This window comes from Prochlorococcus sp. MIT 1307, from assembly GCF_034092395.1.
Classification (GTDB): domain Bacteria; phylum Cyanobacteriota; class Cyanobacteriia; order PCC-6307; family Cyanobiaceae; genus AG-363-K07.
The window spans coordinates 1,304,981-1,327,411 of the sequence record NZ_CP139301.1; the positions used below are offsets into that span (position 1 = coordinate 1,304,981).

The window sequence follows — 22,431 nt, forward strand, 5'->3', positions numbered from 1 at the left end:
ATCAATCATGACTCCTCAGCCTGAGAGTCCTCGTCCAAACTAGTCGGAACTTCTTTGGAAGTCTCAACAGATGGATCAGGCTTTTCATCTTGTGGGCCTGGACCCATAGAAACCTTTACCAAAGCATGCCTCAAAACCCTTCCATTTAGGTGATAACCGCGCTGTAACTCCTCAACGACTATGTCTTCCGAATGCTCATCACTGGGCTCCCTAAGAACAGCTTCATGAAGAGTGGGATCAAACAATTGACCAACCACCCTCATTGGAGCAACTCCTAATTGCTTTAGAACATCTACAAGCTGCTTATAAAGACCTTGATAACTTCTATGAAGAGCCTGTGCTTCTTCCCCTTGTGGATCAAGTTGCTGTCTAGCTCTATCAAAATTATCAACCACAGGGAGGATTGCACTCAAAGTGCTACAAGTGAGCTGCAATCGAAGGTCATCCTGATCACGACTTTGACGCTTCCGAAAATTATCAAAATCTGCTGCAATCCTGACGTACTGACTTCTAAGCGTGTCGTGCTCTTTCTCTAATTGCTGCAAACGTGCTTCGTTATCAGCTGGTTGACTCAGCTTTTCGTCAGAATTATCTGCATCAGCAGCGGAAGAGTCCTCTCCCAAGTCGTGAATGTTGTTGTGTTGTCCTTGTTCAGTCCCAATCTTCACATCAGAAGTATTTCCAGGCTCATCATCAGCATTCAAATGAATATCTGCCCCCTCTGAGGCTTCTGAGCCATGATTGGAAGATTCTTGAGAGGAGGCAGAGACTTCTTCACTCATGAAAGGCACTGTTACTCATTCTTATCAATACATCTTGAAGGGCAAAGTGGTTATCAGACAAGTTACGGAAGCCCGCACCTTCTTTCTATTTGAGTAATTAGACAAGCCGCAAATGATGGAAAATGGAAACAATCAAAATCTTTGATCTTCAAGCTTATTTGAAATCACATTACAATAAATTATAAAAAAGCGCAAAATATTATTTGATTAATAAAAAATTTAATTACAACAACTATTTGCAATAGCTCTACCTGCCAACCAACCACTAGTCCAACAATGTTGAAAATTAAAGCCACCAGTGACGCCATCTACATCTAATATTTCACCAGCAAAGTACAAACCTGGAAGCAAACGACTTTCCATGGTTGCAAAATTCACTTCTGCCAATTTTACACCTCCAGCAGTAACAAACTCTTCTCCATATGGGCCTCGTCCACAAACAGAATAATAATTGAATAGTAAATTATTACATAAGCGCTGTTGTTGCAAAGAAGAAACATCTGACCAACGAATATCTATGTTAATTCTTGATTGTTGCAAGAGAATTCGCCATAAGCGTGTTGGCAATTCTTTAAAAGGTTTAGCATTCGCCAAAGTGCTCCGAGCAGCCTTATATCGAAATTTCTTAAACAAATCATTTACAAAATCACTACTTTCATTTATCCAATTTACTTGCAATCTAGCTTTATAGGTGTCTTTGTTCAATTCGTGAGCAGCAAAAGCTGATAGTTTAAGAATTGCAGGGCCACTTAAACCCCAATGAGTAATCAAAACAGGTCCAGTTTGATAAAAAGATTTACCTCCAGATAATAATTTCAACCGAACGTTTTTTAAAGAAAGGCCTGAACAATTTTTCAGAAAATTTTCCTCTAATGATAATGAAAAAAGAGAAGGAACTGGCATAAAAACTGTATGGCCCAAGCAAGAAGCAATCTTTCGTCCACTTGGATGCCCACCAGTTGCAACTAAAACTCTTTGTGTTTCAAGAATCTGACTATCTTGAAGGTAAACAAGAAACCCTTTTTCAGGCAAATATTCAACTCTGATAACTGAACTTTTAGTAAAACAATTAACACCAGCTGCTACTGCAGCATTCCTTAAGCACGAAACCACTTCAAAAGAAGAATTTGATACAGGAAACATCCTGCCATCTTCTTCAGTAATTAATTCCAAGCCTTTTCTTTTAAACCAATCAACTACATCACCAGTCGCAAAACGACTAAAAGATCCCAATAAAGGCAAATGCCCCCGTGGATAATTAGTCACTAATTCATTAGGCTCCCAACACTCATGGGTCACATTGCACCTGCCACCTCCACTAATACGAACTTTCTCAAGTGTCTTTGCAGTGGATTCCAACACACACACTGAATCAAGGCCATTTTCAGCAGCTGTAATCGCACCCATAAAACCAGCAGGGCCGCCGCCAATAACAATCAAATCAATTTGATGGCTGGAAAGTAAGGGCAACTCCGTTATTGCAATAGCGTTTACCTGTGGGTCTTGGGCCGTCATTGAAGACATGTCCCTGATGTCCACCACAGCGAAGACAGTGATACTCCGTTCGTGGAACAATCAGTTTGTAATCTACTTTTGTAGCGATAGAATTCGGTAAAGAGTCCCAAAAACTTGGCCAACCAGTACCACTTTCAAATTTTGTAGAAGAAGAAAACAAAGGAGCATCACAACCTGCACAGAAAAAAGTCCCCACTCGTTTTTCATCATTCAGCAAACTCGAAAATGGTGGCTCAGTTCCTTCCTCACGAAGTACTTTGTACACAGGAGCCGAAAGACGCTTTCGCCAATCTGCATTGCTCAAAGACCAAGAAGCATCTCCTGCCTTCGATGCTGCCAAAGCATTGAAAGGTTTTAATAACAATCCAAAAATGCTGGTAAATAAACCCATCACAAAAAAACGTCGATTAACAAATAACAAAACACGCTTCATAAAAACGAAAAGTTCTATTCGTACTTTTCTAATCAAGAAATAGTCACCTATGAAGACAGAATAATGCGATGGTTAATAAATCCTCACTACTAAGTATCAAAGCACAACGCTTCAGCGTTGCTCCAATGCTCGACTGTACAGACAGTCACTTCAGAGTGCTCATGAGGCTCATCAGCAGAAAAGCATTTCTTTATACAGAAATGGTGGTAGCGAATGCTTTGCACCACACTAATCGTAGAGAACGGCTCCTAAATTTCAATCCAATCGAGCATCCACTAGCGCTTCAAATTGGTGGAGATGATCCAAAACTCTTATCTGAAGCAGCCCAACTTGGAGAAGCCTGGGGATATGACGAAATAAACTTCAATGTGGGATGTCCTAGTCAAAGAGTGCAAGCCGGGAATTTCGGTGCTTCTTTAATGGCCAATCCTGATCAAGTTGCACGTTGTGTTGAAGCAATGACTAAAGGAAGCAAAATTCCAGTGACTGTTAAACATCGAATAGGAATTGACAATTTAGATAGTGATGAATTATTAAAAAGATTTGTAAATAAAGTCGCATCTGCAGGTGCTACTAGATTTGTAGTTCATGCCAGAAAAGCATGGTTAAAAGGCTTAAATCCAAAGCAAAATCGAACAATTCCACCTCTTCAATATGACCGAGTTGTCAAACTCAAAAAGCAAAATCCTAATCTTGAAATTGAATTAAATGGTGGTTTAGATACACCAAATGACTGCTTAAAAGCATTAAAAATTTTTGACGGAGCAATGGTTGGCAGAGCAGCTTATGCTCACCCTTTACTGTGGAAAAAAATCGATGAAATTATCTATAAAGAGCCACCTCGATTCATAAATGCATCAGGAGTTATCCGAGCACTTATACCTCATACCCAAAGCCACCTAGATAAAGGAGGAAAACTTTGGGATGTTGCTAGACATATCTTGCAATTAGTTGAGGGCGTACCAGGTGCTCGCACTTGGAGGAGAGAGCTCGGCATTAAAGGCCAAAAAGCTAAAGCAGAAATCAATATTTTGGAAGAAGCTGCCCAACAACTAGAAGATGCTGGGCTTTAAAAATTTAACCTTCTGCTCCACCATAATCGGTATTTTCATCACCCGAAAAGTCATTGGCTCCAGGCGCAGTTCCCCTTCTCCTCCGACTACGTCCATCATCACGATCTGAAGAATCCGAATTAGAAGAACCTCCATAACTTCGATCCTCCCAACCCTTAGCACCTGAAGTGCGTTCTCCACTCCCTTGGCCACCTTGACCGCCGCCACCGTAGCCACCTTGGCCACCGCCGCCATAGCCACCGCCGCCGTAGCCACCTTGACCACCGCCGCCGTAGCCACCTTGACCACCGCCGCCGTAGCCACCTTGGCCACCGCCGCCGTAGCCACCTTGGCCACCGCCGCCGTAACCACCTTGACCACCGCCGCCATAGCCACCGCCGCCGTAGCCACCTTGACCACCGCCGCCGTAGCCACCTTGACCACCGCCGCCGTAGCCACCGCCGCCGTAACCACCTTGGCCACCACCGCCATAGCCACCTTGACCACCGCCGCCATAGCCGCCGCCGTAACCGCCGCCGCCGCCGTAGCCACCTCTTCTTGGTGCACTTCCTCGTGGTTCAGCCTTATTAATCCTGAGAGGACGACCCATCATCTCTGTACCTTGTAAGGCCTCTATGGCTGCAGCTTCAGCTGTCTCATCAGCCATCTCCACAAAAGCGAACCCTCTTTTTCGACCTGTGTCTCGTTCTAGAGGGAGAGAACAGTTTGCCACCTCTCCAAAGGGAGCAAACAATTGAGCTACATCTTCCTGCTCAGCGCGGAAGGGCAAATTGCCAACAAAAATACTCACTTGACTTTTGGACCTAAAGAAATGGACCTAATTGGACCAGAAATAACATTTCAGAGTTTATAACTCAAAGAAGAATCATTTAACCTCTGCCTCAGTAGGGTAAACCCGCCAAAGCCATTTATTCAGTCTTTTAAAGAATCAATGTGATCACGCCAATACACCAACTGCTCTTGAACCCGATCAAAGCCAGTCCCTCCTTCACTAATTCTTGAAGCTACAACTTGCTTTGGAGCAAGCTTTTCAAAAATATCCTCGTTAATTGAAGCGTCTATTTTTTGCCATTGTTCAAAGCTAAGGTCTTTTAACAAAATTCCTTGCTCAAGAGAATCCTTCACTAATCGACCAACCTTTTGATATGCCTCTCTAAAAGGCACACCTTTTGCCACTAAATAATCTGCAACATCAGTCGCATTAGAAAAGTCAGATCGAACTGCAGAAGCAAGTCTTTCGGAACAAAACTCTAACCCTTCTTCAAAAAGAATTGACATGGCTTCTAAAGATGTTTTCACTGTAATAACTGTGTCAAATAATGCTTCTTTATCTTCTTGAAAATCCTTGTTATACGCCAAAGGAAGTCCTTTTATCATCGTCAATAAACCCTGAAGATGTCCAAACACTCTTCCACATTTACCTCGAACTAATTCTGGAACATCAGGATTCTTTTTTTGAGGCATTAAACTACTTCCAGTGGCACATCGATCAGTTAAACGAACAAATGAAAACTCATCCGAAGCCCAAAAAATTACTTCCTCAGCCAAACGACTTAAATGTGCCATGACTAAAGAAATAGCTGCCGTAAACTCAACTGCAAAATCACGATCACTAACAGCATCCAAACTATTTAAATAAATTTTTGCAAAACCTAAAGATTTTGCAGTAGAACGACGGTCTATTGGAATTGAAGTACCAGCCAAGGCAGCTGCCCCAAGTGGAGAAATGTTTACTCTTTTTCTAACATCTAACAAACGCTCTCTATCTCTTTGCAGCATTTCAATATAAGAAAGTAAATGATGAGCAAGAGATAAAGGTTGTGCACGTTGAAGATGTGTGTAGCCAGGAATCAAAGTATCAAGATGATTTTCTGACTGAACCAATAAGGCAACTTGCAACCGTTCTAAAGATAAATCAAGTTCATCTATACGGCGTCTTAACCAAAGCCTTATATCAGTGCCTACTTGATCATTACGACTCCGGCCAGTATGAAGTTTTTTACCAACAGAACCAACCAATTCTATTAGGCGTCTTTCCACTGCAAAGTGAACATCCTCATCAACAACGCTGACCTTAAATTTGCCCTCAGAAGCTTCTGCACGAATTCTTTCAAGGCCATCTACAAGCTTTTTTGTCTCGTCTTGAGAAATTACTTCACATTCCCCCAACATCTCTGCATGAGCAATCGATCCATCCAAATCTTCCTCTAAAAGAGTGATATCAAAAAATATTGAAGCATTAAAACGCTGAATAGCTGGGTTTAACCCATTTGAGAACCTATCGCTCCAAGCCTTAACCAACTTACCTATAAGCAACCTTTCCTAATAAAGCAGTTTGCTTCCAAATTGTCAGGTAAAAAAATTATTCAATAATAGGAAGAGTCAATTCATCATTGACCTTTAAAAGAACCATCGAAGCATCATCTTCTAACTGATGATCAATTCCAACAAAATGATCTAGTCGCGCAAAAAGCTTATTCAATATTTCTTGTGCTCCTAAACCATTTCTACAAGATTCCTCCAAACTTTTTATTAAACGTGGTTCATCAAAGCGATCGCCAGCAATACCAGGCGCTTCAGTTACACCATCGGTGTAATACAAAAGCACATCACCAGGTTCAAGAGTTATTGAACCACACCCATAATTTGCATCAAATTGCAGACCTATCAAAAGGCCAGGAGCATCCAAACGAGAAATACTTCTCTGTTCCGCTCTCCACAATAAGGGCGGATTATGTGCTGCGTTTGCATAACGCAACCTACGCGTACAGGGATCGAAATCTGAATAAAAAAGGGTTATGAAGCGATGAGAATGCTCCAAATCCACTTGGGCTAATTGGTTGAGATCATGAAGAATGCGATCTGGAGGTAATCCACTCAAAACTTCTGCTCTCAACATTCCACGAAGCATTGTCATTAAAAGCCCGGCTGGAACTCCTTTGCCCATGACATCACCAATAACTAAAGCCCAACGCCCTTTTTCTCTTGTCTTCCCAATCAGCTCTGGTCGAGTAGACATAAAATCGTAATAATCACCACCTACTTGAAAGGCTGGTCTACAACGAGCCGCTAATTGGACTCCTTCAATTTCAGGACACCGATCAGGCAACAATTGAGCTTGAATCTCAGCGCCAATACTTAATTGCCTATCAACACTCTCATGGCGACGAATTTCTTGAAGAGTCTGATCATTTTCAATTGCTACCCCCGCAAGATCTGCAACCAATTGCAAATGGCGCCGGTGTACTTCACTTAATGAAACAGCACCCTGGGTATCAAAAACATATAAACGCCCTCTTTGTTTGCCGCGTGCAACTAAAGAAGTTGCAAAAATGTTGGCTTTAGACATATGACGTTGTACTAAACGATCCAAATCAACCAACTGTGTTGGATCTGAACCAAAGCCAATGCTTAAACCGCCTTCCAAAGAAGCAATTTGCCTCAACAACTCTTGATTTTGATCAAAAGGCAGCGCTTGTATTTGCTCTCTCCAAAGACGACCATCAGCTTGAAAAGGTACCAACAAAGCTCCTTCTACGCCAACCAAACGAGAAGCTACAACTGGAACCAATTCAAGAAATCTGTGTAAGTTAGTAAAACTTCTGAGAGCAAAGCCCAAAGAAGACAACAATTCCTGATTACACCGCTGCTCAGTGGACAAACTATCCAACAATTCTCTAAATGAATCAGAGGCAGAATGAGCTTTCTGATTACTTTGAATCGACGCTTTTGATTGTGACCTTGATCGATTATTACTCACTGCAACCTCAATGCAGAAGTAAAAATGTAGCAAAAATTTTTAGACACCCACTGCAAATAAGTCACCGTTTTGCTAATAAAGCTTCTACAAATTCAAAACTTTTAAAAGGTCTCAGATCCCTTATTCCTTCTCCAGCACCAATAAATCTAATAGGTAGTTTTGCTTCAGACGAAACTGCTAATGCAACCCCACCGCGAGAGGTACCATCAAGCTTGGTAATAACAACTCCTGTCAAATCTGCTGACTTAGCAAATGCCATTGCTTGACGAAGTCCGTTTTGACCTTGACTAGAATCAAGTACTAATAAGGATTCAACTTTAGCTTCAGGAGCAAGACGATCAATAATTCGCCTAACTTTCTGCAACTCCTCCATCAAGTTATGTTTTGTTTGTAATCGCCCAGCTGTATCTACAAAAAGTAAATCAACTCCTTTAGATTTTGCAGCACCAATTGCATCAAAAACCACAGCTGCTGGATCTGCATTTGCAGTTGTATTTGCAATGACTGAAATACCACTCCGATCACCCCATATCTTGACTTGCTCAACAGCAGCAGCTCGAAAAGTATCTGCTGCTGCAATCAAAGCAGAATAACCACTCCTAACTGCAAGATTCGCCAACTTTCCAAGAGTCGTAGTTTTGCCAACTCCATTAACACCTACAAGTAACCAAATATTTAAATTCCCCTTTTCAGGAACAAGCAAATCCGAACCACTTAATTTGATAGGAGTATCTAGCAATTCACAAAGTTTTTCTTTAAGAAAACGTAAGCCTTCATTAGCATCTACAACCTCTTCATTCAAACGCCGTCGAAGAGCCTCAAGGATTTGATCAGTTGCTTCAACTCCTGCATCAGCTCTTAATAATAATGTTTCTAAATCATCAACCACTTCAGGAGTAAGAGGATCATCTCCAAGCTTTTCTAATAAACCTGCAACAAAACTCTGACGAGACTTCTCTAATCCCTTGCGCAGTCGACCAAGCCAATCAAGTTCTTCCAAAGAGACTTCTTCTGCTTTACGGCCTTGGGCTGCAAGCACCTCTGCAGACCATGTAAAAACTTCTTCAAAGTCATCAGATTTTGAATTATCTGTTGATAAAGAAGAATTAGAAGGCTCGATTTCTTTAGATGAATCAATAAGTTCTTCATTCAAATCTTTTGAAACTTTTTTGGATGACTCTGTAAAAACTTGGGCTGAAAAATCATGAACATCAATTACATCAGAGTCGAGCTTCTTTTCTAACTCTTGCTGTTCTTTCAACTTGGCAAAAGCATCTTTTGCCCATTGCAGTGAATCTTGCTCAGCAGAAATCAATGGACTAGAAACATCCTTTTCATTTTCAACAGGATGATCCACAGATTCAATATTTTTTCGCTTAAATTCGTCGTAAATCATTCTGGAAAAGAAACATTGCAAGCATTTAGTAATCTTCTTAACACACCATTAATCATGCGCCGACCTTGATCATCGCTATAGCGGTTAGCAAGCTCCACAGCTTCATTACAAGCGACAGCAGCAGGTGTATGCAAATGATTCAAATCTACAAATGCAAGTCTCAATATGTCTCTATCAATACGAGGCAGTCTTTTTAATCTCCACCCTTCCATCACAGAATCAAGCCCAGCATCAATATTGATACGTTCTTCAAAGACCAAGCTCACTCGTTGCATAGCACTCATGCGAATTGCTTCTTGATCACTAAGAACTAACAAGCGTGGAAATTCCAAACTTGCAGAAATAGCATTCAAAACATGTTCCGCCTCATTTAAACCAGTAGTTAAATGATTACGTATTCGTTCAACTGAATTTTTATCCAAATCTTGTAATCCAGTTTCCAGCAAATGTTGATGCGCTTTTTCCAGGTGTCCAGCAGAAGAATCCAATCCTTCACGACAATGTTCCATCAAGCTATTTAAAGCCTTATTTAAAAGGCCTTCCAATGGTAAGGACTCTAAATCTTGAATCTTATTTTCAGGAATCTGACCCAAAACCAAAAGAGCCATTTCTCTAGCAATAGACCTGGTTTGAATCATCTCAACAAAAACATTCAACAAACCTAATCAACTTTGAGATGAAGCTGAAGGGGTTGCTGCAGTCGCTCTCAACTGAGCAAACAGACTGGAAGAACTCCGATTTGTTGACGCCTCACGCTCATCAGGATTAACTATTCCAGCAGAAATAATAGTTCTAAAAGCATCCTCCACTGAAATATTTAAATCCTTAACAGAAGACTCTGGAACCAGTGTGTACCAACCAGTCGTAGGGTTGGGAGCAGTTGGAATAAAAACGCTTAGTAATGGTTCATCCAACTCAGGTTGTAGAGAAGGACCGACCAAACCAGTAACAAAGCCGACACTAAATAAACCTTCACGAGGGTATTCAACCAAAACAACCCTCCGAAACCTTGTCGAGTTATCTCTCAAGAAGGTCTCCAAAAGTTGCTTAAGAGTTTTATAAACCGAACCAGCGAAAGGAATACGAGAAAGAGTTCCTTCTCCAAACTCCAACAACCAACGACCTACAAAATTACGAGCCATTAGTCCTATCAACAATATTCCTAACAAAGGCACAGTCAGCCCTAAAGCAAGATTGATTAAATCCTGTAAAAGTGGATTCAGCGTGATAAAGGGATTTAATTGCTTGGGTATTGACGTAAGAAACGCCAAAACGAAACGACTAACAACAGTAGAGAGCCAAATAGTGGTGGCCAACGGGATTACAACTAGCAAGCCCGCTATGAGGTCATTTTTCAGATCTTCTTGCAGCCTTGAAGCCAGAGAAAGATCAGTTCTGGGAGAGGATTGCACCAAGAATCTTTTCTTGCCTTTTCCAATTTTATGTAACTAAGGTAACAATTTTTCTTTACAAAAGAAATCTCTAAAAACATTAGTACAGCTAAGCAACACAAAAAAAAGCAATTGATTCTGTTAGCAACCGTTTAAAACCCTACTTATAGCTATGAGAAAGTAAAAAAATTACCTCAGACTCAATCAAAGAATTTTTAACAAGGCAAGATACAAAAGCTTTCATTTATGCCCTGATTCGTTTTGACAAGGATCAAAACCCCATCTGAACTGAGTAAAGCACTTAAAAAAGAAGCAAAAAGCCAAGGCTTTACCCTAGTTGGGATTGCAACCATTCCAGGTAGTGATCGCATAGCCCTCAGAACAGCAGCCTTACAAAGATGGCTTAATGCTGGACATCAAGGAGAAATGAAGTGGATGGCTGCTCCACGAAGACAAAAAATTGAAACCCTTTTAGAAGACGCAAAAAGCCTTTTGTCAGTCGGACTGAATTACTACGTCAAGGAAAACAAAGAGGCTCAAGCCTTATCAATTGCACGATATGGATGGGGTAAGGACTACCACAAAGTAATTAAACAAAGACTTAAACGTATAGGAAGATGGCTCGAAAAAGAGAGACCTAATACAGCTTGGAAAATCTGTGTTGATTCAGCACCTTTACTTGAAAAAGCATGGGCAGAAGAAGCCGGACTAGGTTGGATTGGAAAAAACAGCAATCTTATAAATCAACACCATGGTTCTTGGATGGTTTTAGGTCATCTACTCTCTACAGAACCTTTACTACCAGATACGCCAACAAAACCTCTCTGCGGAAAATGTCAAATTTGCATTGACGCTTGTCCAACCAAGGCAATCAGTGAGCCATTTGTAATCAATTCCAACCTTTGTCTTGCTTATCACACTATTGAAAATAGAAGTGCAGCACTACCAAAAACAATTACTGCATCTTTAGGGAACTGGATCGCAGGTTGTGACATATGTCAGGAGGTCTGCCCATGGAATCAAAAAGAACTTCAAAGTTCTAAAGATCCAGCAATGCAACCAAAAGATTGGATGCTGAAGCTAACAAAAGAACAAGCACTTTCTTGGAGTGATAACAAATGGAATGAAAAACTTAATGGTTCTGCCCTCAAGCGCATTAAACCTTGGATGTGGCGCCGTAATGCCGAAGCAATACAAAGCGACATTTAGTCCTAAGCTAAGGCAGACTTGAAGCCATGAAATGGGGCTAACAAATAACTTTCTTACTCGAAATAAACTTTGGATACTAGCTTCTCTGATAGGCCTCAACGCAACTCTCTTTATACATAAACCTGCTAATTCTTTTATTCCTTATGTTTTCAACCCTAAAGCTAATAATTTAGAAGAAGCAAGCATTAATTTTGGCAAAACAGCGGCTCAATTAATTCATTTTGGTCAAATAGAAGAAGCCAATCGGTTAGCCAAGTTAGCAGTAAGGTTAAACCCAAACGATTCACGACTATGGTCGATTTTAGCTGAAGCTCAAGCTAGAAACAAATTATTCAAAGAAGCTAGTCAGTCACTAATAAAAGCTAAAAAAATTGAACCTAAAAATGCACAACTTTGGTTTGCAGATGGATCTTTAAATTTACGACAAAACAACCCAAAAAATGCAATAATAATGATCACAAAAGGCTTAACAATAGATCCAAATAATGCAAACGCATACTTCCAACTAGGAAATGCAAGAATGATGCAGTCTCAATTCATACTTGCACTAAAAGCATTTAAAAATGCAACCAAAATCAAACCAAAATTTTGGGAAGCACTGAATAATCAAGCCTTGGTGCATTATGAATTAGGAAACACAAAAAAAGCAATTATTATGTGGCGTAATGTATTAAAAATAGAAGAGAATTCTGAGCCAATGCTTGCCCTTGCATCAGCACTAAATCAAATGCAAAGCATAAGTCAGGAATCATTAGATCTTGCAAAAAAAGCTCTTAGTAAAAATCCAAATTACGTCTCATCTCAACATCAAGCAGAGCAACTTTGGGGAAAGAAGCTTAGACAAGCTGCTCAGGAACTTCTCAAACACCCAAATTTGAATGATGACGTAAAGAGAGCTTTGGCAAACTCTAACTAAAAGAATGGATCATGATTAAATAGTTGGAAAGAGTCAAATAGCTAAGTAGGCTGTGCGCTATTCGCCCTCTAATCCCTAATCTGGATGGCCGAGGAGCGCCTACAGCCAATTTCCCTGCATCATGAAATGCAGCGCTCATACCTCGAATACGCAATGAGCGTAATCGTTGGGAGAGCTTTACCTGATGTGAGAGACGGCCTTAAACCAGTTCAAAGACGCATCCTTTTTGCGATGTATGAACTTGGACTTACGCCAGATCGCCCATATCGAAAATGTGCTCGAGTAGTAGGAGATGTTTTAGGTAAATATCATCCACACGGTGATCAAGCAGTCTATGACGCACTTGTCCGACTAGTTCAAAGTTTTTCAAGCCGTTATCCAATCCTTGATGGACATGGAAATTTTGGATCTGTAGATGACGATCCTCCAGCAGCAATGAGATATACAGAAACCAGACTGGCATCAATAGCTCATCAAGCATTACTCAACGAAATTGGCTCCAAAACTGTAGATTTTACTCCTAACTTTGATGGATCTCAACAAGAACCCAGCGTTCTTCCTGCTCAATTACCTTTTCTTCTCCTAAATGGTTGTTCAGGCATTGCTGTTGGAATGGCAACCAGTATTCCTCCACATAATCTGAACGAAATCATCAATGGAGTAATTGCGTTAATTAAAAATCCTCAACTATCAGATGAGCAGCTATTAAAAATAATTCCAGGACCAGACTTTCCGACAGGTGGAGAAGTTCTTTTAGGTACTGGTGTTCGAGAAACATATATCAAAGGTAGAGGAAGTATTCCCATGAGAGGCTTAGCACATATAGAAGAAATTCACCCTGGAAAAGGAAAACACCGTAGAAGTGCAATTATTATTACTGAATTACCTTATCAACTTAGTAAAGCCGGTTGGATAGAAAAATTGGCAGAGCAAGTTAACGAAGGAAAAATCAATGGAATTGCAGATATTAGAGATGAAAGTGATAGAGAAGGAATGAGAATAGTCGTTGAGCTCAGACGTGATAGTGAACCAAACAAAGTTTTAACTGACCTACAAAGAAGAACTGCACTACAAAGTAATTTTGGAGCAATACTTTTAGCTCTAGTTGATGGACAACCAAAGCAACTATCACTCAAATTATTGCTTGAAAAATTTCTTGAATATAGAGAGTTAACACTGATTAGAAGAACCCAATATTTACTTACAAAAACTTTAGACCGTTTAGAGATTGTAGAAGGATTAACTAAAGCATTAAAAAATTTAAGGCCTATAATAACAACGATAGAAAACGCTAAAGATGCATTAGAAGCAAAAGCAAAGCTTGTCATCGAATTAAAAATAACAGAAAAGCAAGCAGAAGCTGTTTTAGCAATGCCTCTCAGGAAGTTAACCAACCTTGAACAAGCAAGTCTTTATAAAGAAATCAAAGAATTGATAGAGAATAAAAACCGCCTAGAATTATTACTGAAAAACAGAACACAACTTCTAGAAACTTTAATTAAAGAGTTAAAGCAAATAAAAAAACAATTTGGTAATCCAAGACGAACTCGACTAGTAGAAGGAGGAGATAAACTATTAGCAGACAAAATTGCGCATCAAAGACCTAATGCTGAGCTCCAAAGACAACAAGCATATGCTGGCTTACCACATGAAGGAAGATTACTCATTCAAAATGATAATCAGGTAAAAATAGTAAGTCCCCAGATTCTTGGAAGACTTCATTTAAATGAAAGTTGCGTACTTGGCGAAGAACCTGCACCTGCAAGATTGATATGGCCTATAGAAGCCAAACCAAAAATATTAGCAATCACAAAAACAGGACGAGTCGCATTAGTTAAATGGGAATTTGCTGGCCAACAACCTGGCCTATTAGAGAAATTCCTACCAGGTGGTTTAGAAGGTGAAACCATAATAAATTTAATTCCTTTACCAGCAAATGAAAGCCTAAGTCTCGGCTTATTAAGTAGCGATGGAAGATTTAAAAGAATTCCAATAGAAGAAGTACTAGAGCTCTCTGGAAGAGCAGCGACCGTTTTAAAACTCAAAAATGGAGTAATGCTGAAAGCTGGTTTTATATGTCATCCAAATGGTGAAATAGCAATTTGCACTTCCTATGGAAGAATATTAAAGCTTTTAGTTAATGAAAAAACAATGCCTTTAATGGGAAAGTTAGCGCAAGGTCCAATAACGATGAAACCCTTTCCAGGGGAAGTAATAATAGGAGGAGTATCATGGAAAAACAGTCCTGAAAATCAATTAGTTATAATAACCAAGTATGGACAAATAAAAAAAATCAATCTTAATTATCTAAGACAATGTGAACGTGGAGATATTGGTGAAATCTGCATAAATCTCAAAAAGTCAAAAGATCTTATAGACGAAGTAGTAGATGCCTATGACAGCAAGCTATTAGGAAGTATTATCAGTAGCAAAGGTAGAAATGCTAGATTAAGTTCTAATCAGTTGAACAATGAAATTATTAATAATTTTATTCAATTAAAAGAAGATGAATATATTCAAAAAATTATTCCACTCATTGAACCAGAAAAAATATCATGACAAATATTCTCGCTCTACCCAGTCTAAATACTCATCTGTAACCGTTCCAGTAACATATTCACCAGTAAAACAAGATAAATCAAGTTCAGATACAATAGATTTTTTAATAATAGAGTTCTTTAAGTCTGGCACTTCTTGATAAATCATTTGATCAATAGACAATTTTTCTTCAATCTCTGAAATTGTTCTATTATGGGCTATTAACTCAGCTCTACTAGGCATATTAATGCCATAAACATGTGGAAATCTAACTGGTGGTGCTGCTGAAGTAAATATCACTTTATTCGCCCCAGAAAACCTTGCCATTTGGACAATTTGTTTAGAAGTAGTTCCTCTAACGATTGAATCATCTACTATTAAAATATTTTTATTTTTAAATTCTGTTCCCATAGCATTTAATTTTTGTCGAACTGATTTTTTTCTTTGTAATTGTCCAGGCATAATAAATGTTCGACCAATATAACGATTCTTGAAAAAACCTTCACGATATTCAATACCTAATTGACGAGCAACCTGCATCGCTGCTGGTCGAGATGAATCAGGTATAGGCATTACAACATCTACTTCGCCAGATGAAATATGTTTTTTTATAGTTTCTGCTAAAGAGTCACCCATACGTAATCTTGCCTCATAAACAGAAATTCCATTCATAATGGAATCCGGACGTGCTAAATAAACATACTCAAAAGAACATGGAAAAAGCCTTGGATTATCAGAGCATTGTTGAGAATAAAATTCACCATTAGAAGTTATAAATATAGCTTCTCCTGGTTCTACATCTCTAACAATTTGATAGTCATTGTTCTCTATTACTAATGATTCACTAGCCAAAATCCAATCTACTTTGTTGGATGAATTAACTTTTTTACCAATCACTAATGGGCGAATACCATATGGATCCCTAAAAGCTAAAATTCCATGACCTGCAATTAAGGCGATAGCTGCATAAGAACCTTGAATTCTTTCATGCATAGACTTAACTGCATTAAAAATATATTCAGGACAAATATCTCTTCCAGAAATTTGTAATTGTAATTCTGTTGCTAATATATTTAAAAGCATTTCAGTATCACTAGTAGAATTAGTATGTCTTCTATCTTTAATAAAAAGATCTTTTTCTAATTCTCGAGTATTAGTAAGGTTCCCATTATGAACAAGAATAATTCCATATGGAGCATTTACATAAAATGGTTGTGCCTCTTCTTCCCTATCTGCAGCACCTTTTGTCGCATATCTGACATGACCTAAACCTATATTACCTTTTAAGGCTCGCATATCTCGAGTTCGATATGCTTCACGCACCTGACCTTTTGATTTACGCAAATGAAATACACTGCCATCCATGGTTGCAATTCCTGTTGAATCTTGACCACGATGTTGAAGTAACAGCAAACTGTCATATATTTGCTGATTAATTTGATCTTTAGCAAGAACTCCAACTATTCCACACATTTAAAATCCATCTCCATTATTAATAAAGTCCAAAAAAGATAGATATAAAAAATTAATCACGAGAAAATCTCCTTTTTAGAATTAACTCGACGAGGAATCGCACTCTCAAAAGAATCTCTTAAGCCTTTGAGAGATAAGCGAATAAGCTCATGTTCACTCTGAGTAATCAATAGTTCACTCTCTAATTGAACTGTTCCTATTTTAGTAGCAGAAAGTAATACTGAATCCTTTTTATTAACTTCACTGACAAATGTCTTCCAGGCATTCTCTTTATTAGAATCAATACTTACAATTATACGAGCACCACCTTCAGCAAAAAGCAGTCTATCTAAACGTACTTTACTATTAGGAAGATAACAATAAGCACCTAGATCAGATGTCATACAACATTCTGCAATAGCAACAGCAATTCCTCCATCCGAGACGTCATGAGCAGAAAGAATATAACCATCTATAATTGCTTTACGTAAAAAAGCTTGGGTTACTTTTTCTAATTCCAAATCAATCTCAGGTGGCCTACCAGTTGACAATTCATGTATTACTTCAAGATAGCTGCTAGCTCCTAAAGTGATGCGTGGATCTAATATATTATTTATCTCTAAAGGTAAGCCTAGAAGCCAAATTGAATCACCTGGATGCTTCCAGCCTTGTCCACAAATCAAATCTAAATCATTTACTAATCCAACCATTCCAATTACAGGAGTTGGATGTATAGGTTGTAACTTACCATTAGCTAGACGAGTCTCATTGTATAAGGAAACATTTCCTCCTGTTACAGGAGTTTCTAATATTTGGCAAGCCTTAGTTATACCTTCACAAGCTAAAGCCAATTGCCAATAACCAATAGAAGTATCTGGAGAAGCAAAATTTAGATTATTAGTAATCGCTAAAGGTTCAGCCCCTACACAACTTATATTTCTAGCAGCTTCAACAACAGCTGCAACAGCTCCTCTCTCTGGATCAAGAGATACCCAACGATTAGGACAATCAACTACAGCAGCAATTCCTCTCTTTGAAGACTCAAGAGATTTATTCCCATCTTGAGGTCGTATTCGAATTATTGCAGCATCTGAAATACCAGGAGATAAAACAGTATTAGATTGAACCTGATAATCATATTGACGATAAACCCATCGTTTAGAAGAAATTGTTGGATAATCCAAAAGTTTTAAAATAACCTCATTCCAAGTTAATTTTTGATTTAATCTTTTGTCTAGATTAATTCCAACTTTAGAAAATTGAGGTAAGTCTTTCTCATTCCAATTCCAATGTTCTTGAATATATAGCGGAGGTTCTTCTAGTAAATCATGATAATTAATTGGTGTATCATCAGCTAAAGCATTAGCTGGTAATTCAGCAACTACAGAGCCTTTATGTAAAACACGAACAATATTTTCTTTAAGAACTTTACCTACAACAGAAACATGTAATCCCCATCTAGTAAAACAATCCTTTAATTCATTTTGACAATCAGGTTTTACAACAAAAAGCATTCTTTCTTGAGATTCAGATAGTAAAAATTCATAAGCAGTCATGCCTTTTTCTCTAGCAGGAACTAAATCAAGATTTAATTCAATACCTAAACCTCCTTTTGCTGCCATCTCAGAACAACTACAAGTTAAACCAGCAGCACCCATATCCTGAGCAGCAACTACATAACCACTTTTGAAAGCTTGAAGACAAGCTTCTATTAAACCTTTCTCCAAAAAAGGATCACCAACTTGAACTGCAGGGCGATCATCTAAAGAAGATTTTGTAAGTTCAGCACTAGCAAAACTTGCCCCTCCCATACCATCACGCCCAGTAGTACTACCGACATACATAACTGGATAATCAATCCCGTCTGCACCTGAACAAACAATTTTTTCGGTTTCCATTAATCCAAGAGCCATAGCATTAACTAATGGATTACCTGAATAACTTGTATCAAAAGAAACTTCACCACCAATAGTTGGAACACCTACACAATTTCCATAATGTGCTATTCCTGCTACCACTCCTTCCATTAAAGAAATATTATGTTCATCATCAATAGGACCAAATCTTAAAGAATTTAATAAAGCTATAGGTCGTGCACCCATAGTAAAAATATCACGAAGAATTCCTCCTACACCAGTTGCTGCTCCTTGAAAAGGTTCTAAAGCAGAAGGATGATTATGACTTTCTATTTTAAAAGCTAATTGTTGACCTTCACCTATATCAACAACACCTGCATTTTCTCCTGGTCCAACAAGAATTCTTGATCCTTTAATTGGAAAATTTTTTAATAGACTCCTTGAGTTTCTATAACAACAATGTTCTGACCACATCACACCAAACATACCAAGTTCTGTTCGATTAGGTGGTCTATTAAGACGTCTACATATTTCTATATAATCCTCTTTTTCTAAGCCTTCTTCTTCTATTGCTAAAGAAACATCATAAGAAACCTTAAACAAAGGACTTTCAATTAACTTTTGAAAGTTGATGTCTGAGAAATTTATAGACATAGATTAAATCCAAGGATCATCCTGTTCTTCAAGACTTTTTATAGAGCTTGAAGAATATGGGAGTTCTTCAGAAGAGTCTAAATCATCCTTAGATTCTTCATCTCGGAAGTTATCATTCCAATCATCTAATGGATCCACATCAAAAGTACTTTGTATAGGTGATCGATATGGAGTGCGTTCTTCCCATGGAGGTTCTTCAAGCCAACCTTCTAATTTATTTCCTGCCTTATCTGTTAATACTTGAAATTGTTCTTTCCAACCACGTGAACGTCTTAAAATGTCTTGACGAATACTAGAACGAGCTATAGGTAAATCATCTAATGACTTGATATTAATAGAAACCAAACCAGGTTGTTGATCAAGAATACGATCAATAAATAAACGCCATCTACTAGTTCCTGGAATTCTTGGATCAGTACGTGAAACTAGATAATGAAGAATATTTCCACTTTTAGAATCAAAAACCAAATCAACTATAAATCCTATTACATCCCCATGTAAATTTACTATATCTGAATTTAATAAAGTAGGAATCCTATCAAGTGTAATTTGATCATGGATAGAAGGTTTACCTTTTACAAAAACTTCAGTAGTAGCTATGCCTCTTAATTGATCTAACCTCCAAACATGTCTAGATAAATTCAAATGCGAAGGACGAGAAGACCAACCTAATAAGCGATGAACTGGAGGATGCATCCAAGCCATTAAACCAGGTCCATGGTCTAATCCTTGATCACATCTCACACGATGTTTTAAAAGGTCACTTAATAATAATTTTTCAGATAAAGTCAATTTTAAGTACGTACTTGGACTGGCATAACTAAATAAGTAAAGCTTTGATTTTCATCTAAAGGCAACAATACAGCTGGAGTTGTTGGTCCATTACAACATAAATTAATTGAATCTGAATCAATTGCTTTTAGACCCTCTAAAAGATATCTAACATTAAACGCTATTTTAATAGAATCACCTGTAAATTCTGCAGGAATAGATTCAGAACCACTACCAACATCCTGAGCATCTGCAGTAATGTGTATTTCTTGAGAATTAATTTCTGTACTTATTTTGATAACATTATTATGCTGATCAGCAAGAACAGCAATTCTTTCCAAAGCAGAAATAAATATTCTACGATCTAATATAATTGATTTTGAAAAACCTTCTGGAATCAATTGATTATAATTTGGATAAATACCTTCCAGTGTTCTACTAGTAACAACTTGATCAGAAGCCAAAAAGACAACTTGACCTTTATCACAAAAAAGACTTACAACAGCATCACTTTTCCAACCAGATATTAACCTCTCGACTTCTTTAAGAGAACGTGAAGGTAAAGTTACAGCAAAAGTTGAATTTTCATTCAAAGATTGTTCATCAAATGAAGAATCATTATCTAATGCATCATTAATATTCAGTACTGCTAGACGATGTCCATCAGTTGCTGCTGCTTTTAAAGACTTTCCATCAAAAGCTAAATGAACTCCAGTTAATAATTGCTTAGCTTCATCAGAGCTACTTGCAAAAAGGGTACCTCGAAGAGATTTTAAAAGAGCTTGAGCCTTGACTTTAAAAGATGTACCACTTTCAACTAAAGGGAGCTCCGGAAACTCATCAGCAGACATTCCTCGCATTTGGTAATTACCGCCCTTACTTTTTAATTCAACTTGTTCATTATCACCATCAAATATCAATGCAACCGGTGATTCATTGGATAATTTAGAAACAATTTCTCCAAATAACCTTGCTGGTAAAGTAATAGCTCCACTTTTTTCTACTGAAGCAGCAAAAGAAGTCTGAATACCAAGGTTAAGATCAAAGCCAGTAAGGCTTAAACGACTAGTTCCTTCATCAGCAGTAAGTAAAACATTTGCCAGTACAGGATGCGTTGGACGTGAAGCAACCGCTCTACTTACAAGCTGTAGAGCAGTATTGAGTTCAATCTGAGAGCAAATGAGTTTCACCGAGTCAACCTAACGATAAAACGAAGGGAAAGTCAGCTTACGTTTTCAGCTCAGGTTTTTCAATACAAGAATTCTAAAATCATTACTTTCTACTGTTTTTTCTAATTTTTGAAAGAATTAAATAAAAGAGTAGTAGTAGGTGTTGAGGAATTCTAGGAAAACTAAAAAATCCCTTGTTGGAACTTGTGTTTCGGATAATTCGTCTGTGGAAATCTCTATTGAAATAGTGGAAAATTATCTTGAATTTTATTCTTTTTTTCTATTTGTACTTTTTTTAGATTTTTATTGATCTTTTTCAGTGTTTTTCCTCAGGGATGATACCCCTTTTTGGCTTGATTTCCTCAGACAGAAAAACTTTTGTCTAAGGTTTTTTTGTTGCTTATCTTCAAAATCCCATTGTTTTAGCAACAGTTTTAATTTCAGGATTCAGTCCTGAATAAAAAGCAGCATCATTATTTTTAATTGCACAATCTGGATCTTTTAATCCATTTCCAGTTAAAACACAAACAATAGTGGAGCTTTCTGGAATTTCTTCTTTACGTTTCAATAATCCTGCAACTGATGCAGCACTTGCAGGTTCACAAAATATTCCTTCTTCTTTTCCTAATATTTTATATGCATTAATTATTTCTTCGTCTGTTACATCCAAAAAGCTTCCTTTACTATTCTTTTTAGCGGCTAAAGCTTTTTCTTTATTAACTGGATTACCAATTCTTATTGCTGTAGCAATTGTTTTGGGATTTTTAATTATCTTATTAAAAACTAAAGGAGCAGATCCACTTGCTTGAAAACCCATCATTTTTGGTAATTTATTAGATTTTCCAGCTTGAAAATATTCTTCAAAACCCATCCAATAAGCACTAATGTTTCCTGCATTTCCCATTGGAATACATAGCCAATCGGGAGCATCATTAAGTGATTCAATTATTTCAAAAGCTGCTGTTTTCTGTCCATGTAATCGAAAAGGGTTTACAGAATTAACAAGTGTTATTGGATATTTTTCTGCCATTTCTTGAACAATATCTAGCGCACAATCAAAATTTCCTTTTATAGCTAATACTTCTGCTCCATAGACTAGTGCCTGCGCGAGTTTTCCCTGTGCTACATATCCATCTGGAATCAGTACAAATGCTCTCATTCCTGCTCTTTTTGCATAAGCTGCGGCAGAAGCAGAAGTATTCCCAGTGCTTGCACATATAACAGCTTCACACTTTTTTTCTTTTGCTTTGCTTATTGCCATTGTCATACCTCTATCTTTAAAAGACCCTGTTGGATTTAATCCGTCGTATTTTGCATATACCTTGATATCTTTCTGAATTAATTTTTCTATTGCTTTGATTCGAATTAATGGTGTTGCACCTTCCTTAAGTGTAATAACAGGTGTATTTTCATTAACTGGAAGCCAATCTTTATAGGCTTCTATTAAACCTGGCCAGTTTGGAGTGAGTGATGATGAGGACATGGATACTTTTAATCTTGTGTTAGGTAATGATTA

At 38.0% G+C, this 22,431-nt stretch carries 18 protein-coding genes; 4 read left to right on the forward strand and 14 right to left on the reverse strand.

Translation table 11 applies throughout. From position 1 onward, the window contains the following. Window positions 1–5 precede the first annotated feature (5 nt). From grpE to msrB, 3 genes are all read right to left on the reverse strand, one after another. Window positions 6–782: a nucleotide exchange factor GrpE gene (gene grpE, locus SOI82_RS06715; RefSeq protein WP_320666685.1), complete on the reverse strand. Its 777-nt coding sequence runs from the start codon at window positions 780–782 to the stop codon at window positions 6–8. 219 nt (window positions 783–1,001) lie between these two features. After that, entirely contained in the window at window positions 1,002–2,306 is a 1,305-nt protein-coding gene (locus SOI82_RS06720; RefSeq protein WP_414153494.1) for an NAD(P)/FAD-dependent oxidoreductase, read from the reverse strand. Continuing rightward, window positions 2,224–2,730, reverse strand: coding sequence for a peptide-methionine (R)-S-oxide reductase MsrB (gene msrB, locus SOI82_RS06725; protein ID WP_320666686.1), 507 nt, complete (start codon window positions 2,728–2,730; stop codon window positions 2,224–2,226). Before msrB ends, SOI82_RS06720 begins: the two co-directional genes overlap by 83 nt. 68 nt (window positions 2,731–2,798) lie before the next feature. Between msrB and dusA the strand changes: the two genes are divergently transcribed. Next, complete coding sequence (dusA, locus tag SOI82_RS06730) at window positions 2,799–3,803, forward strand: tRNA dihydrouridine(20/20a) synthase DusA (protein ID WP_320666687.1); 1,005 nt, start codon at window positions 2,799–2,801, stop codon at window positions 3,801–3,803. A 4-nt stretch (window positions 3,804–3,807) separates the two neighbouring features. On the opposite strand, the gene SOI82_RS06735 is transcribed toward dusA, so the two are convergent. The 6 genes from SOI82_RS06735 to SOI82_RS06760 form a co-directional block, all read right to left on the reverse strand. After that, window positions 3,808–4,593: an RNA-binding protein gene (locus SOI82_RS06735; protein WP_320666688.1), complete on the reverse strand. Its 786-nt coding sequence runs from the start codon at window positions 4,591–4,593 to the stop codon at window positions 3,808–3,810. Window positions 4,594–4,715: 122 nt separating this feature from the next. After that, window positions 4,716–6,104, reverse strand: coding sequence for an argininosuccinate lyase (gene argH / locus SOI82_RS06740; protein ID WP_414153495.1), 1,389 nt, complete (start codon window positions 6,102–6,104; stop codon window positions 4,716–4,718). 61 nt (window positions 6,105–6,165) lie between these two features. Next, complete coding sequence (locus SOI82_RS06745; protein ID WP_320668369.1) at window positions 6,166–7,524, reverse strand: PP2C family protein-serine/threonine phosphatase; 1,359 nt, start codon at window positions 7,522–7,524, stop codon at window positions 6,166–6,168. 100 nt (window positions 7,525–7,624) lie between these two features. After that, a complete protein-coding gene (gene ftsY, locus SOI82_RS06750) occupies window positions 7,625–8,959 on the reverse strand; it encodes a signal recognition particle-docking protein FtsY (protein WP_320666690.1) in 1,335 nt (444 codons plus the stop codon). Beyond that, entirely contained in the window at window positions 8,956–9,594 is a 639-nt protein-coding gene (nusB, locus tag SOI82_RS06755; protein ID WP_320668370.1) for a transcription antitermination factor NusB, read from the reverse strand. The genes ftsY and nusB overlap by 4 nt, the downstream gene beginning before the upstream one ends. 30 nt (window positions 9,595–9,624) lie before the next feature. Next, the gene (locus tag SOI82_RS06760) at window positions 9,625–10,374 is read right to left on the reverse strand and encodes a DUF502 domain-containing protein (protein ID WP_320666691.1); all 750 of its coding nucleotides are present in this window, start codon (window positions 10,372–10,374) and stop codon (window positions 9,625–9,627) included. Between the two features lie 246 nt (window positions 10,375–10,620). Between SOI82_RS06760 and queG the strand changes: the two genes are divergently transcribed. The 3 genes from queG to SOI82_RS06775 all read left to right on the forward strand — a co-directional run bounded on the left by queG (window position 10,621) and on the right by SOI82_RS06775 (window position 15,034). Next, window positions 10,621–11,559, forward strand: a complete 939-nt coding sequence (gene queG / locus SOI82_RS06765) for a tRNA epoxyqueuosine(34) reductase QueG (RefSeq protein WP_320668371.1) — start codon at window positions 10,621–10,623, stop codon at window positions 11,557–11,559. Between the two features lie 31 nt (window positions 11,560–11,590). Beyond that, window positions 11,591–12,475 carry a tetratricopeptide repeat protein gene (locus SOI82_RS06770; protein ID WP_320666692.1) on the forward strand — a complete coding sequence of 295 codons (885 nt, stop codon included), beginning with the start codon at window positions 11,591–11,593 and terminating at the stop codon, window positions 12,473–12,475. 84 nt (window positions 12,476–12,559) lie between these two features. Next, window positions 12,560–15,034 carry a DNA topoisomerase (ATP-hydrolyzing) gene (locus SOI82_RS06775; RefSeq protein WP_320666693.1) on the forward strand — a complete coding sequence of 825 codons (2,475 nt, stop codon included), beginning with the start codon at window positions 12,560–12,562 and terminating at the stop codon, window positions 15,032–15,034. Here the strand turns inward: SOI82_RS06775 and purF are convergent. The 5 genes from purF to thrC all read right to left on the reverse strand — a co-directional run bounded on the left by purF (window position 15,029) and on the right by thrC (window position 22,398). Further along, window positions 15,029–16,486 (reverse strand): amidophosphoribosyltransferase, encoded by a 1,458-nt coding sequence (gene purF / locus SOI82_RS06780; RefSeq protein ID WP_320666694.1) that lies wholly within the window; start codon window positions 16,484–16,486, stop codon window positions 15,029–15,031. The genes SOI82_RS06775 and purF overlap by 6 nt on opposite strands. Before the next feature lie 56 nt (window positions 16,487–16,542). Next, window positions 16,543–18,975, reverse strand: a complete 2,433-nt coding sequence (purL, locus tag SOI82_RS06785; RefSeq protein WP_320666695.1) for a phosphoribosylformylglycinamidine synthase subunit PurL — start codon at window positions 18,973–18,975, stop codon at window positions 16,543–16,545. 3 nt (window positions 18,976–18,978) lie between these two features. Next, window positions 18,979–19,767 (reverse strand): RNA methyltransferase, encoded by a 789-nt coding sequence (locus SOI82_RS06790; RefSeq protein ID WP_320666696.1) that lies wholly within the window; start codon window positions 19,765–19,767, stop codon window positions 18,979–18,981. A gap of 2 nt (window positions 19,768–19,769) precedes the next feature. Further along, window positions 19,770–20,936: a DNA polymerase III subunit beta gene (gene dnaN, locus SOI82_RS06795; protein ID WP_320666697.1), complete on the reverse strand. Its 1,167-nt coding sequence runs from the start codon at window positions 20,934–20,936 to the stop codon at window positions 19,770–19,772. Window positions 20,937–21,321: 385 nt separating this feature from the next. After that, window positions 21,322–22,398 carry a threonine synthase gene (gene thrC, locus SOI82_RS06800; RefSeq protein ID WP_320666698.1) on the reverse strand — a complete coding sequence of 359 codons (1,077 nt, stop codon included), beginning with the start codon at window positions 22,396–22,398 and terminating at the stop codon, window positions 21,322–21,324. Window positions 22,399–22,431: the final 33 nt, after the last annotated feature.

Excerpts from the sequence above, each read along its gene's own strand:
- grpE (WP_320666685.1), bottom strand. The coding sequence starts at position 782 with ATGAGTGAAGAAGTCTCTGCCTCCTCTCAAGAATCTTCCAATCATGGC.
- SOI82_RS06720 (WP_414153494.1), bottom strand. The coding sequence starts at position 2,306 with ATGTCTTCAATGACGGCCCAAGACCCACAGGTAAACGCTATTGCAATA.
- msrB (WP_320666686.1), bottom strand. The coding sequence starts at position 2,730 with ATGAAGCGTGTTTTGTTATTTGTTAATCGACGTTTTTTTGTGATGGGT.
- dusA (WP_320666687.1), top strand. The coding sequence starts at position 2,799 with ATGGTTAATAAATCCTCACTACTAAGTATCAAAGCACAACGCTTCAGC.
- ftsY (WP_320666690.1), bottom strand. The coding sequence starts at position 8,959 with ATGATTTACGACGAATTTAAGCGAAAAAATATTGAATCTGTGGATCAT.
- SOI82_RS06770 (WP_320666692.1), top strand. The coding sequence starts at position 11,591 with ATGGGGCTAACAAATAACTTTCTTACTCGAAATAAACTTTGGATACTA.
- SOI82_RS06775 (WP_320666693.1), top strand. The coding sequence starts at position 12,560 with ATGGCCGAGGAGCGCCTACAGCCAATTTCCCTGCATCATGAAATGCAG.
- purF (WP_320666694.1), bottom strand. The coding sequence starts at position 16,486 with ATGTGTGGAATAGTTGGAGTTCTTGCTAAAGATCAAATTAATCAGCAA.
- purL (WP_320666695.1), bottom strand. The coding sequence starts at position 18,975 with ATGTCTATAAATTTCTCAGACATCAACTTTCAAAAGTTAATTGAAAGT.
- thrC (WP_320666698.1), bottom strand. The coding sequence starts at position 22,398 with ATGTCCTCATCATCACTCACTCCAAACTGGCCAGGTTTAATAGAAGCC.